The 11,915-nt window shown below is 46.3% G+C and carries 10 protein-coding genes; 7 read left to right on the forward strand and 3 right to left on the reverse strand.

Features of this window, described 5'->3' with window-relative positions:
• Positions 1-142 precede the first annotated feature (142 nt).
• Positions 143-382 carry a regulatory protein SipA gene (gene sipA / locus QT979_RS15970; RefSeq protein WP_333202698.1) on the forward strand — a complete coding sequence of 80 codons (240 nt, stop codon included), beginning with the start codon at positions 143-145 and terminating at the stop codon, positions 380-382.
• A gap of 122 nt (positions 383-504) precedes the next feature.
• On the opposite strand, the gene QT979_RS15975 is transcribed toward sipA, so the two are convergent.
• Complete coding sequence (locus QT979_RS15975; RefSeq protein ID WP_333310964.1) at positions 505-3,867, reverse strand: EAL domain-containing protein; 3,363 nt, start codon at positions 3,865-3,867, stop codon at positions 505-507.
• Between the two features lie 531 nt (positions 3,868-4,398).
• On the opposite strand from QT979_RS15975, the gene QT979_RS15980 reads away from it, so the two are divergent.
• The gene (locus QT979_RS15980) at positions 4,399-4,839 is read left to right on the forward strand and encodes a pentapeptide repeat-containing protein (protein ID WP_333310965.1); all 441 of its coding nucleotides are present in this window, start codon (positions 4,399-4,401) and stop codon (positions 4,837-4,839) included.
• Between the two features lie 296 nt (positions 4,840-5,135).
• Here QT979_RS15980 and crtH read toward each other — a convergent pair whose 3' ends face one another.
• Positions 5,136-6,680, reverse strand: a complete 1,545-nt coding sequence (gene crtH, locus QT979_RS15985) for a carotenoid isomerase (RefSeq protein WP_333310967.1) — start codon at positions 6,678-6,680, stop codon at positions 5,136-5,138.
• Positions 6,681-6,704: 24 nt separating this feature from the next.
• Here crtH and QT979_RS15990 point away from each other — a divergent pair, with 24 nt between their 5' ends.
• The 4 genes from QT979_RS15990 to QT979_RS16005 all read left to right on the forward strand — a co-directional run bounded on the left by QT979_RS15990 (position 6,705) and on the right by QT979_RS16005 (position 9,281).
• Positions 6,705-6,959 carry a hypothetical protein gene (locus QT979_RS15990; protein ID WP_333310969.1) on the forward strand — a complete coding sequence of 85 codons (255 nt, stop codon included), beginning with the start codon at positions 6,705-6,707 and terminating at the stop codon, positions 6,957-6,959.
• Between the two features lie 466 nt (positions 6,960-7,425).
• Positions 7,426-8,076, forward strand: coding sequence for a uracil phosphoribosyltransferase (gene upp, locus QT979_RS15995; protein WP_333310970.1), 651 nt, complete (start codon positions 7,426-7,428; stop codon positions 8,074-8,076).
• Positions 8,077-8,459: 383 nt separating this feature from the next.
• A complete protein-coding gene (locus QT979_RS16000) occupies positions 8,460-8,927 on the forward strand; it encodes a TMEM165/GDT1 family protein (RefSeq protein ID WP_333035444.1) in 468 nt (155 codons plus the stop codon).
• Positions 8,928-8,987: 60 nt separating this feature from the next.
• Positions 8,988-9,281, forward strand: a complete 294-nt coding sequence (locus tag QT979_RS16005) for a TMEM165/GDT1 family protein (RefSeq protein ID WP_190658036.1) — start codon at positions 8,988-8,990, stop codon at positions 9,279-9,281.
• Between the two features lie 422 nt (positions 9,282-9,703).
• Here QT979_RS16005 and QT979_RS16010 read toward each other — a convergent pair whose 3' ends face one another.
• Positions 9,704-10,210 carry a hypothetical protein gene (locus QT979_RS16010; RefSeq protein WP_333212663.1) on the reverse strand — a complete coding sequence of 169 codons (507 nt, stop codon included), beginning with the start codon at positions 10,208-10,210 and terminating at the stop codon, positions 9,704-9,706.
• A gap of 320 nt (positions 10,211-10,530) precedes the next feature.
• Here QT979_RS16010 and QT979_RS16015 point away from each other — a divergent pair, with 320 nt between their 5' ends.
• Positions 10,531-11,793, forward strand: a complete 1,263-nt coding sequence (locus QT979_RS16015) for an MFS transporter (protein WP_333310973.1) — start codon at positions 10,531-10,533, stop codon at positions 11,791-11,793.
• Positions 11,794-11,915: the final 122 nt, after the last annotated feature.

Below are 11,915 nucleotides of genomic sequence, written 5' to 3' on the forward strand. Positions count from 1 at the left end.
TATCAATAATTTAGCCGTAATTCCCTTGATAATGATCCATGATTTCCCATTTTATTATCCATCCCTAATCAATCAATCAATTAAACAGAAACATTTCTTGTTGAAATTCCTTTATCGCTGTGTTTTTTTAGGAAATAAAATCATGGAAAAAGAATTTACCATCGGTCAAAAAGTCAGAGTTGTGGCGATGCCGCCTTACGTCAAAACTGCCGAACCGATGCCGATGCTGCGGCCTGCGAATTTAATTGCGATCGGCGCTGAAGGCATTGTGATCGATCGCCGTCCCGGCAATTATTGGGGAATTCGCTTTGAAAAAGGTGCTTTTCTGTTAGACAGTCAGTACATTGAAGCAGCGGAAACAATTGTAGAAGGTAATGGGTAATGGAAAAAGGGGGAATGGGGAATTGAGATCACCACTTAACATCTCCCTTTTCCTTGTTCCCTCAACATCTCTCCCTTAAATTGGTTAAATCCTATGGCTTGATCGTTGCCCCACATCCTTCTTCAACAAGCCAGCTTAGCCTCAAAAGCCAAAGAATTAACAGGAAACTCCCCCAAAAATTCCTCTAAAATAGGAGATGTGAAGTTACAAGGTTGAGGCTTTCCCAAATGATAACCTTGAGCGTAATCTACCCCAAGTTCATTGAGTTTATCCATAATCGTTTGATTTTCAACATACTCGGCAATAGTTTTAATTCCCATGACGTGAGCGATTTTGGTAATAGCTTCCACCATAGCGACATCAATAGGATTGTCTACAATATGCTTAATAAAATTGCCGTCTATTTTGAGATAATCAACCGGCAAGTTTTTTAGGTAAGCAAAGGAAGACATCCCGCTGCCGAAGTCGTCCAAGGCAAACTGGCAGCCTAGTTCTTTGAGTTGCCAAATCAAGCTGGCTGCCTTACTGAGATTACCAATGGCAACGGTTTCGGTAATTTCAAAACAAATTATTTGCGGCGGTATTTGATGGATAGAAAACTGCTCCTGAATAAACTCGATAAACTTTTCTTCGTTGAGGCTGTCCCCAGAAAGGTTGATGGAATAAAGGTTGGGATATTTGCCAAATGACGATTGCAGCTCAGAAAGAGAGCAAGCAGGGAAGGTAACTATTTTATCGCTGTCTACCCCAGGGTTTTGGACTAATAAATTGGCCGTGAAAATTTTAGATAAATGGCTAAATAAAGTGCTAATTACCCAGCGGTCGATCGCGTGCATCAAGTTGTAGCGTTCGGCTGCCGGAATAAACGCCATCGGCGACACCAACTCACCAGTTTCCAACTGGAGGCGCAGGAGGATTTCGCAGTGGGTTCCGGTGGTTGGAGAGTTGAGCAAAGGTACGATCGGCTGAGAGTACAAGCAAAAGCGATTCTCTTCTAAAGCTTGATGAATTTGCACCACCCACTCGGTTTCGCCATGCTGTTTGATTAATTCTTGATCGCCGGCTTGATAAACCTGTACCCGGTTGCGACCTTTATTTTTAGCAGCGTAGCAAGCCATATCGACCGCGCTCAAAATCGCAGATGTCGAGGCTGTTTTGGGATTGATTGCTACCAAACCGATACTGACGCCGATCGCAAAAGTTTTATCCTGCCACGCAAAGCGGAATCGTTGAATGCTTCGCAGCAGCGATTCTGCAACATTCAATCCTCGTTCGACGGGACAATGGTACAGGAGTACGGCAAATTCATCGCCACCCAAACGCGCCAAAATATCGGTTTTGCGGATATTGCTTTTAAATAGCTGGCTGACTTGGCGCAGCAGTTCGTCCCCTGCCGCATGACCGCAGGTATCGTTAACTATTTTGAAGCGATCGAGATCCAGGTAAAGCATCACGTGTTCTTGCCCGTAACCTTGAGCGCCGTGTAGGGCGTGCTCTAGCTGGTACTCAAATTCCCGGCGGTTGACTAATTGCGTCAGGGGGTCATGAGTTGCCTGCCAGGTGAGTTGCCGCGCTTGAGTTCGCACTTGTGTGACATCTCGGAACACAACGACGGCGCCGACAATTTCGCCGCTGCTAGCGTGGATGGGGGCGACGCAGTGGTCGATCGCAAATTCGCTGTTGTTGTGGGCAATCAGCAAATTGTTGCGCCCTTGGTCAACAATCCGACCTTCGGACAAAGCGATTTCGGCGATATTTTCGATCGGCAGCCTGGTAGTTTCGTCAACTATTCTCAGCACCCTGGCGAGGGGCAAACCTTTAGCTTCCAATGTAGACCAACCCGTGAGTGTTTCGGCAACTGGATTCAGGGTGGAAATGCAGCCGTCGGCGTCAGTAGTAATGACGGCATCGCCGATCGATTGTAGTGTTACCTGAGCGAGTTCTTTTTCTTCAAAAAATGCTTGTTCCATGCGCTTGCGATCGGTAATATCTCGCTGCACAGACACCCAGTTGGTAACGTTCCCGGAGGTATCGGCAATGGGTACACTGTTGAGTTCCACCCAATAAGTTGAACCGTCTTTGCGGTAGTTAATCAATTCCAGGCGTAGGGGTTCTCGGCGAGAGAAAGCACGGCGAATTTTAGCGACTTGGGTGGGGTCGCTTTCTGGGCCGCGCAAGCAACTGGGGGTTTGTCCAATGATTTCTTCGGGTAGGTAGCCCGTCATTTGGGTAAAAGCTTCGTTGGCATAGATGATGGTGGGGTCGGAGATATCGCTGTCTCCGGCATCCATAATCACGATTGCGTCGTTAGCGTTCACTACAGCAGATTCTAAAAGGTGGAGTCTGGCCTCGGCCCTAACGCGGATAGCAATTTCGCTTTCTAGTCTGGCGTTAGTCAAGCTGAGGGAGGCGATCGCTTGTTGCAATTCCCTAGTTCTTTCTGTCACTGAATCGTGCAGAACATCGATCGCCCCGGACATTTCCATCGGGTCAAGTACGCGCAGTATGTTGGTTTGAGTAACTATTCCCAGGAGTTCTCCCTGTTCCCCCGTTACTACCAACCTACGGACTAAACGCTGGTGCATTTCCTGATGAGCTACCCACAGCGAGTCTTCTTGCTTGAGGCTAAATAAGGGGGTACTCATCACAGTTTGGGCGATCGTTTGCGACAAATCTATATCTAAAGCTTGAAATTCGACAATATCCCGTTCTGTGACTATACCTACTGGAATTGGGAACGGTAAATCCCTCGATAATTCTGTTGATTCCGTAATTACTACGCAGCTAACGCGGTGCTGCGCCATCAACTCGGCTAAACTCCTAACTGACGCGGAGCGAGGCGCTTGAATGACTTGTGCGGTCATTACTTCTTTCACGCGCCGCATTTTTAAGATATTTGCCGGTTTGAGCATGGCTTGGCGAATGCTTTCCGGCGTAATTACTCCTAATAGTTGACCTTCACTATCCAATATTGGCAAATGCTTAATTCTTCGTTGCCCCAGCAGAATTAGGGCGCTGAAAATGTCTTGAGTCTCGGATTTTGTCAGAGTTGCTGTCGGCTGCCTCATCACTTGTGCGATGGTGACACCTTTTAAGTTTTTGCCCGAGGCAATCAAATCGACAAGATCCCTTTCTGTGAAGATTCCTTGCAATTGAGAATGTGGATCAGAGTGCGAGGATAATTTTAAGAGTGATTTTTCCACGACAAAGACGCAGACACCTGTCGCGTCTCTGAATGCACTCTTAGTGGGGAGATTTGCGATTTCTGTTAGTTGCTGATAGATATCGGTTGGTGGAATCTCTGCGTTTAGAGAGCAACTTGGGCGTCGTTGGCCCATCAGGGTAATTACGTCTGCTAGTGGGGTATCGGGCGCCACTGTCAAGGGGTAGCGGTCTATTACTTGAGCTAAGGTTGGCAGATACTTGGATGAATCGTTTTTGAGCATATTTAATTGAGTTTTGCGATCGCGTGGACTCTGCGACATTCCAAAAAAGTGCTGATTTCCAAGCACTAGGTGGATTTTTACGGCGCTGCTGAGACCTAATTAAAATTTATTGTTAAAAATGCAGCCGAGATTGGACTGGGGATCAAGCCAGTGACTGCTTTTCCTCTACCTATAAAGGTATAAGCTTATCTTTATTTTAAATTAATTTTTCAGTCTCGTGACACTTTTATTAAAAACAAAGTATTTTATGTAAACTTTTTGCGATAGGATCATCCCTAAAATCATCCCTCGTATTGCGAATTATCTCCATCTTCAGAAAGACACATCGGTTGGCTATATTAGCTAACCTAGAAAAGGTTACTACAAAAGTGCACTTTATAAAGTTCGGCAGTGTTAAGTTTTGCGAAATTATGTTTTGCTAGCTTGTCGAGACCATCTATGCGTTGTTGAGGGCAATCGATATCACAGCCCATCTGTGAATTAGATCGCAACTTGCGAAAACAACCGTGGTAAGATTGTAGATATCAACACAAGAAGTTAAATACAGAGTCTGGTGAGGAAAAAAGGATTATGAAACGCAATCTATTAGCCGCTACTTTTTTAATTACTCCCCTACTATTGGCTGGCCCGGCTCGCGCTGAAAATCCCGTTCACGTCGAACAGTTATTGTCAACCGGGCAATGTTTTAAGTGCGACTTGTCTGGAGCAGATTTAAGGGGAACTCATTTAATTGGTGCTGATTTGAGAGAAGCAAATTTGCAAGGAGCAAACCTATCTCAGGCCAACCTCGAAGGTGCTGACTTGACGGGTGCTAACTTGACGGGTGCTAACTTAACCGCAGTTTTCCTGACTAATGCCAGTTTAAATGACGCAGACCTCGATCGGGCAGATCTGACCGCAGCAATCATTAACACCGCTGACGTATCCGGCGCCTCAATGGAAGATATGACCATCACAGATGCGAAAATCTACAATACCCAAATCGGCGTCGGCGGCAGCTACGACCAGTAAACTCATTAACAAGAATGGAAAACACCAATTTTGAGGTTAAAAACCCGGTTTCTCCCCAGAAACCGGGTTTTTAGTCTTTTTGTAGGCTGCCCCGGAGCCTCACATTTTATGTCGTATTTCAAGCGAACAATCTGACCACGAATTTCAAAGGTGGTACCCACCACGTGATTTATCCGTGGAATCAATCCAAAATCGAAAATCGAAAATCCTCAAGCCCCCCGCATTTATCTCGCGCAAGTCAATCTAAAATCTAAAATCTAAAATCTAAAATCGATTGACGCACCCTACCATTACCACTAAAAACCCAAATCAACCGCTATTCGGTGCGCGCAAGCAAACCCAGAAAACGCCACCGCATTTAAACCCTGTCCGGGAAACGTACTGTCGCCCACACAATACAAACCAGGCATAGAAGTTCGATTAAACGGCATTCCCAGCAAACCCATTAGCTTCTGTCGCGGAATCGGCCCGTAAGTTCCATCTTCGCGCCCCAAAAAGCGGCGGTGAGAACGCGCTGTCCCAACTTCCATATAATCCAAACCGGCGTCTAAACCGGGAAAAATCTTTTCTAATCTTTCAATAATTCTCCCTGCCGCCTCTTCTTTTTTATCCTCATATTCCTGCTGCGAAAGTCCTTCCCACTCTTCCATCCAACTCGAAGTAAAAGCGTGAACGATGTGATATCCTGCGGGAGCTAAATCCGGGTCGAGTACGGTCGGAATTGACACTAAAACTGTTCCCTCCGGCGCTTCCATTTTGTCCCACTCTTCTAACAAAATGTGGTGGCAGGCGCTACCAGCAGGGATTACGCTTGCTTCCACTCCCAAATGCAAACTCAAGAAACTGGGGGCTTTTTGATAGCGCTGCTGCCATTTCTTCTCGCTAGCGGGCATCTCTTCTGCCGGCAGCAATTTCTCAAAAGTATCCCACCGCGTGGCGTTAGAAACTATGCGCTTTGCCCGGTAAACTTCGCCGGTTGCTAGCTCGACTCCGACAGCGCGGCCGTTTTCTGTGATAATTTTTTTAGCCTTAGCTTTATATTGAATTTTTCCGCCGCATTTTTCTAATCCTTCTACTAACTTTTGGGCGATTTGACCGACTCCGCCTTTAGGATAATTTATGCCACCATAATGTCTGTCGGAAAATACCATTCCGGCATTAATCATCGGGGTCAAATCGGCAGGTACTACAGACCAGTAGTAGCATTCCATGTCGATAAATTTCAGCAAAGTAGGGTCTTTTATGTAGCGCCGCGCAATGTCGCCAGTATTTTGAGGCAGATATTTTACTAATCCCAAACAGGCTAAAGGATTCTGAAAAAAGACTCGAACGAGATATCCAGGTTCTTCTAGAGATAGCAATTCCATGCCGTTGAGGCAGTTGAAGACGCTCCAACATTCGCCGTAAAATTTGTGGATTCCTTCGCGTTCGTGAGGGAACCTGTCAGTTAATTCTTGCAAGTATTTGTCATAAGCTTGGGGAACTTCAAGTTCCAAGCCGCTGGGTAAGTGATAGTGAAGCTGTACGGGGTCGGGAATGGTTTCTAAGGTGACGTTGACTGCTTTCAGGGCGCGGGTGAGGAGGTTGGTGGTGCCGCGCTGTCCGAAACCAAAAATCATAGAAGCGCCGACATCGAATCTGTAGCCTTCTCGATCGAAATATCCCGCGCTACCCCCCGGAATTGTATAGCTTTCGAGCACTAAAACTTTGGCTTTCTTAGCGGCTAGCTGGGTGGCTGTCACCAGTCCACCAATGCCGGAACCGATGACAATTACATCAAACTCTTGCTCTGTTGGGCGGGAGTTGGGAGAAAATAACTGGGATTGGGTAGGAGCTGACATTCGGTTAAAAATCTTAATATTTCTATGATTTTACAGTCGATCGCTCCAGAAGCAAGAAGTTCGGCAACGGATTATGTAGCGGCTGTAGCGGATGTCAGGAAGACCGAAGTTCGACAATGCCCGATGCCCAATGCCCGATGCCCAATGCCCGATGCCCAATGCCCGATGCCCAATGCCCGATGCCCAATGCCCGATGCCCAACGCCCGATGCCCCTGCTTCCCAAAAAAATGCGGGAACAGTCTACCATTGCCGACTGCCCCCGTCTGCCGATCCTTTGAGAGGAGAACACTAAAAATCACTATATCCTTGTTGCTAATTAATGTCAATACTATTGGAAAAATATTTCAATAAGCTAATGGAGGTCGATCGGCAAACGGGTTCTAACTCATATGTTGCACAATTCTCAAGAACAGGCAAGATGCCTGTTCCACAAAGAGTGAGTTTTCTTGTGGGGTGGGCATAGAGCCCGCCCGTGAAAGGCTTATTAATAATGGTGCAAGATGTCAGTTCTAACCGACGGCTGGTGGTTGTCGCAATAGTCCGGCAGTCCGGCGGGGGTTTGAGCCTGTGATGGCAATCTTAAAAATAGTGCTCTTCGGTCGATTCTCAATCTCTGGCTTGTATGCGCCCTCAAGGATGTGATAAGTTGCACAGAGCGATCAATCGCGGGTTGGCGAAGCCCTCGAAGAAGATCGATCGCACCGCATAAAATCCCTCAAACCTAGCAATCTCCCCAATTTCCTAATGTCCCTGCAACTGCGCGTTTACGTTCCTCCGCATCCATTAATTAAACACTGGCTGGCTGTTGCCCGCGACGCCGCCACCCCCTCGGTACTTTTTCGTTCTGCGATGACAGAATTGGGAAGGTGGCTGGCTTACGAGGCGATTCGAGAATGGCTGCCGACAGTGGAAACAACGGTGCAGACTCCTTTGGGCGAATGTCCGGCGGCTTTTATCAACCCGGAAGCTCCGTTAGTTGTGGTACCGATTTTGCGGGCGGGTTTGGCGCTGCTCGAAGGAATTCAGACGGTTGTACCGCTGGCTTCGGTTTACCACCTCGGCATGGCAAGAAATGAGGAGACGCTGGAACCGACTTGTTATTTGAACAAATTGCCGGCGCAGTTTATCCCGCAAACGCGGGTGATAATTAGCGAGCCGATGCTGGCGACTGGCGGGACGATTATAGCGACTATGCAGGAATTGACTGCACGGGGAATTGATCCGAGCTTGATTCGGATTATCTCTGTGGTGGCTGCTCCTCCGGCTTTGAAGAGGCTGAGTGCAGAGTACCCGAGTTTGATGATTTACACGGCAACGATCGACGAAATAGTCAACGAACAGGGCTTTATTGTACCTGGTTTGGGAGATGCGGGCGATCGAACTTACGGCACATGAACCAGTCAGTCAGTCAATTTTAGATTTTAGATTTTAGATTTTAGATTTTAGATTGACTCGACAGATTAATCTGGGGGCTTGTATCCCTTTTTGGGCGCGGTGAGGTGTTTCAGGAATGAGTTGCTGAAATCTCCGGGGAAAAAGATGACCGAAAGCATCTAGGATACAAGCCCCCGGATTCATCCCTGGAGGAATAAAAAACCTGTATCCGATAAAACTTGCCCCCCGAATTTATCCGTGGGGTTAATGCTTCAATTCTTTAATCTAAAATCTAAAATCTAAAATCTAAAATCGATTGACCCTGGTTTGCTAAAACCAGCCACAGAGAGAGTTAGAATCAAAAGTACAAGTCAAAAATAAATAGCGTTTAGCACTCATTGCCCGTGAAACTTGATTCTGTTCCGCCAAGCTTGTCTGCTTCTGACTCAGTAAACCTCAATTATGATTTGCCACAACAGGTACAACTACAAATAAAAGAGGTTACTGAGATTTGTGCTGCTTTAACCCCGGAGCCCGCTGAACTCTCAGTGACTGTAAATCCCGATATTTGTCAAGAACAAAAGAAACTGAAGCCCAAGCACTGGGCAATTTTTGCTTCGACTTTTGCAACTATTTTTTTAGCTGAAATTGGAGACAAAACTCAGCTCGCGATTTTGCTGATGACGGCTGAATCTCGAAATCCTTGGATCGTTTTTGCAGGTGCGGGTTCGGCTTTGATAGCAACCAGTTTGCTGGGGGTGTTGCTGGGAAGGTGGCTGGCTAGTCGGATTGCTCCGAGAACTTTGGAGAGAGCAGCCGGAGTGATTTTACTGGCGATTTCGGCGGTTCTGCTGTGGGAAGTGCTGGGTTAACTGTCTGCCTTGTCGGTAAGTCCTAGATTTCTACAATACCTAACTAAAAACTAAAAAAACATGGACTGGCAACTTTTGGGCATCAGTTTTATTACAGTGTTTTTGTCAGAATTGGGAGACAAAAGTCAATTAGCTGCGATCGCCCTGGGCAGTAGTTGTAACTCGCCGCGGGCTGTATTTTTCGGTACGGCGTCGGCGCTGCTGCTGGCGAGTTTAATCGGCGTGGCCATTGGCTTTAGCACAGCAGAGGTGTTGCCGGAACGACTGGTAAAGGGACTCGCGGCGATCGGATTTGCGGTAATGGGCTTGCGCTTGCTGTGGCCAAAAGCAGATTTACCGGAAGCATCCGAGTAGGGCAGTCGATTTTAGATTTTAGATTTTAGATTTTAGATTTACTCTACAGATGAATCTGGGAGGGTGAACAAGAGTCTAAAATTTTGCTTTCTCCACGGGAGGAGTTCGCAAGTATCCGTTTTTGCGCTGGTTCAGGAAACTTGACCGTATAGTTGTATCAAATCAGTTAGCATCGGAGATTATTTATATCTCTCTGATCTTCATCTGCGTGAATCAGCGTCAATCCATTGTCATCTGCGGCCCAAGAAATTCTCTTTTTTGAACCGCAGATTAGGGCAGATCAACACAGATTAACGCCGATGAATATCAAATCCGGTGTTTACGATCGCTAAAATTTTAAAAATTAGCGGGGGGCGTGAATTCACGCCCCCCGCTGGAGGTTGAGTCTTTTTTCTCCACTCAACCTCTGAGTATTATGTCGATTAAACTTGGTTTTGGTAGCACCAGCCCAGCAGCGTACCGGCGACAGCCAACTTCAGCGCTTCCAAGGCAAAATAGCCTTGGTGCAGTAGATTCATCCCAGCCGGGACTTCTGCTGCGGAATCGAACAGATTTAGCTGCATTCCCAAGGCGCTCATTTGGGGTGTCAGGGCGTAGGTGTCAATCAGGGCGATCGTCAGAAGTACCAATGATAATAAGATTGCTGTGCGGCTGCGCTTGCCGAAGTCACCAACTAAATTGCTCAAAACCATCAAACCCGTTGCCACCAGGCCCGCACAGATTAACTCAACGCGGTTGAATCCCCAGAACATTAAATTCCCGGCAGTTGCAAACTCGGCAGATGTCGTCATGCCAGATACGTAGAGACTGGGCATAATTACTAGATCCAAAATCAGGCTAACGCTGAGCCAGAAAATTAGAGCAACCATGACAATTGCTTGCCAGCGCGGTTTGATTGATTCCACTCTTGATGTTGTAATAGCTGTCATATAATTAGACCCTCTAAAATTTTCTTCTGCCTTTTCTAGAGTTTAACTAACTTTTTTATCAAATCGTGTTAAGTATTTTTAAATTAATGGTAACTTTTCTGTAACAGACGCTGAAGAATTGTTAAGCTCACTTATGTTTGTCCTCACCTCGGTTAATTAATACTAATTCCGAAAAAGTACGGAATAAATTAATAATTCCTCATAGGACTTATGCACTGCGACCAAAGACATCTGGTTTTGATCCTGATTAAACACCGTAACGTATTTTTTATAAAAAACCAGGTTTCAGCGTCCAGAAATAACTCCTAATTTAAGTGTATATGCCTAAATTTCAATTATCCTCTTGGTTGCCCCGTCTCCCCCCTCAAGTCTGGATTCTTGCCGCTGGCAGATTCCTCTCCCAAAGCGGCACCGGTTTTACTTTATTTTACGCGCCGATATTTTTTGTCGATCTCGTCGGTTTATCTGCTACTGCTGTTGGGATTGGTTTGGGTAGCGGTTCAGTTTCAGGAATATTCGGCAGAATTTTGGGCGGTTCTTTTTGCGATTCCAAATTTTGGGGAAGGCGCCGAACTTTACTGCTGGCGACAATTATTTCGGCTGCCGCTTCTTTTGTACTGGCGGCGACTAATGATTTCGCTGACTTAATTGCGGGCAATTTACTGATGGGTTTTGGTGTGGGTTTGTATTGGCCTCCAACGGAGACGATGGTGGCGGATTTAACTGAGGGCGAACAGCGGCAGGAAGCTTTTGCTTTGACACGACTGGCGGATAATTTGGGTTTGCAAGTTGGGATTATTTTGGGCGGTTTGTTGATTGAGGTAACGGGTAATTATCGATCGCTCTTTATTATTGATGGTATCTCGTTTTTAGTGCTGTTTGCGGTAGTTGCGATCGCGATCGGCGAAACCTACAAACCAGCTAATTCAGCCGATATAGGCAAAAAAAGTCTAAAAAATGGCTGGATAGTGGCGCTGAGCGATCGCAGTCTTTTAGTTTATGCTTTAGTAAATACCCTGTTCACATTATATATTTCCCAAATCCAAACCACAATGCCGCTGTACTTTAGCAAGTTTGTCGCGGTGGGGACATCGGGAAAAGGCTTTTCAACAGGTACAATTACCGTTTTGTTTGCTTTTAGCACGTTTTTAACTGTGGCTTTGCAATTGCCGATTGTTAAAGCTTTGAGGCGGTTTTCCCATCCGAAAGCTTTGATGATTTCTGCGCTGCTATGGGGAATGGGATTTATCGCGATCGGCTTGACGGGAATGGCTGCCACTGGCAATCTATTTTTAGCTGTTTTAGGCTTGAGCTTTTTGTCTGTGGCGACTGTTGCTTATACGCCTTTTGCTTCGGCTTTAGTGGTGGATTTAGCGCCGGAGTCTTTGCGGGGCGTGTATTTGGCCGTTAGTTCTCAGTGTTGGGCGATCGGCTATTTAATCGGGCCGCCGCTGGGCGGTTTGGCTTTGGATAGGGGTAAATGGGCGGCGGATAATTTTTGGTTGGGTTTGGCTTTTAGTGTGATTGCGGCTGTGGTTATTTTGCAAAAGCTCGATCGAATGTTGAAAAATAGCAGTCATTAGTTATTAGTCATTAGTCATTAGTCATTAATCATTAGTCAGCAGTTATTAGTCATTAGTCATTTGTTGCTGCTACCAATGCCCAATTCCCAATTCCCAATGCCCAATGCCCAATGCCCAATAAC

Source organism: Microcoleus sp. w2-18bC1, from assembly GCF_036700365.1.
Classification (GTDB): Bacteria; Cyanobacteriota; Cyanobacteriia; order Cyanobacteriales; family Microcoleaceae; genus Microcoleus.

Coding starts and splice junctions, on each gene's coding strand:
- sipA (WP_333202698.1), top strand. CDS start 143: ATGGAAAAAGAATTTACCATCGGTCAAAAAGTCAGAGTTGTGGCGATG.
- QT979_RS15975 (WP_333310964.1), bottom strand. CDS start 3,867: ATGTCGCAGAGTCCACGCGATCGCAAAACTCAATTAAATATGCTCAAA.
- QT979_RS15980 (WP_333310965.1), top strand. CDS start 4,399: ATGAAACGCAATCTATTAGCCGCTACTTTTTTAATTACTCCCCTACTA.
- crtH (WP_333310967.1), bottom strand. CDS start 6,680: ATGTCAGCTCCTACCCAATCCCAGTTATTTTCTCCCAACTCCCGCCCA.
- QT979_RS15990 (WP_333310969.1), top strand. CDS start 6,705: ATGATTTTACAGTCGATCGCTCCAGAAGCAAGAAGTTCGGCAACGGAT.
- upp (WP_333310970.1), top strand. CDS start 7,426: ATGTCCCTGCAACTGCGCGTTTACGTTCCTCCGCATCCATTAATTAAA.
- QT979_RS16005 (WP_190658036.1), top strand. CDS start 8,988: ATGGACTGGCAACTTTTGGGCATCAGTTTTATTACAGTGTTTTTGTCA.
- QT979_RS16010 (WP_333212663.1), bottom strand. CDS start 10,210: ATGACAGCTATTACAACATCAAGAGTGGAATCAATCAAACCGCGCTGG.
- QT979_RS16015 (WP_333310973.1), top strand. CDS start 10,531: ATGCCTAAATTTCAATTATCCTCTTGGTTGCCCCGTCTCCCCCCTCAA.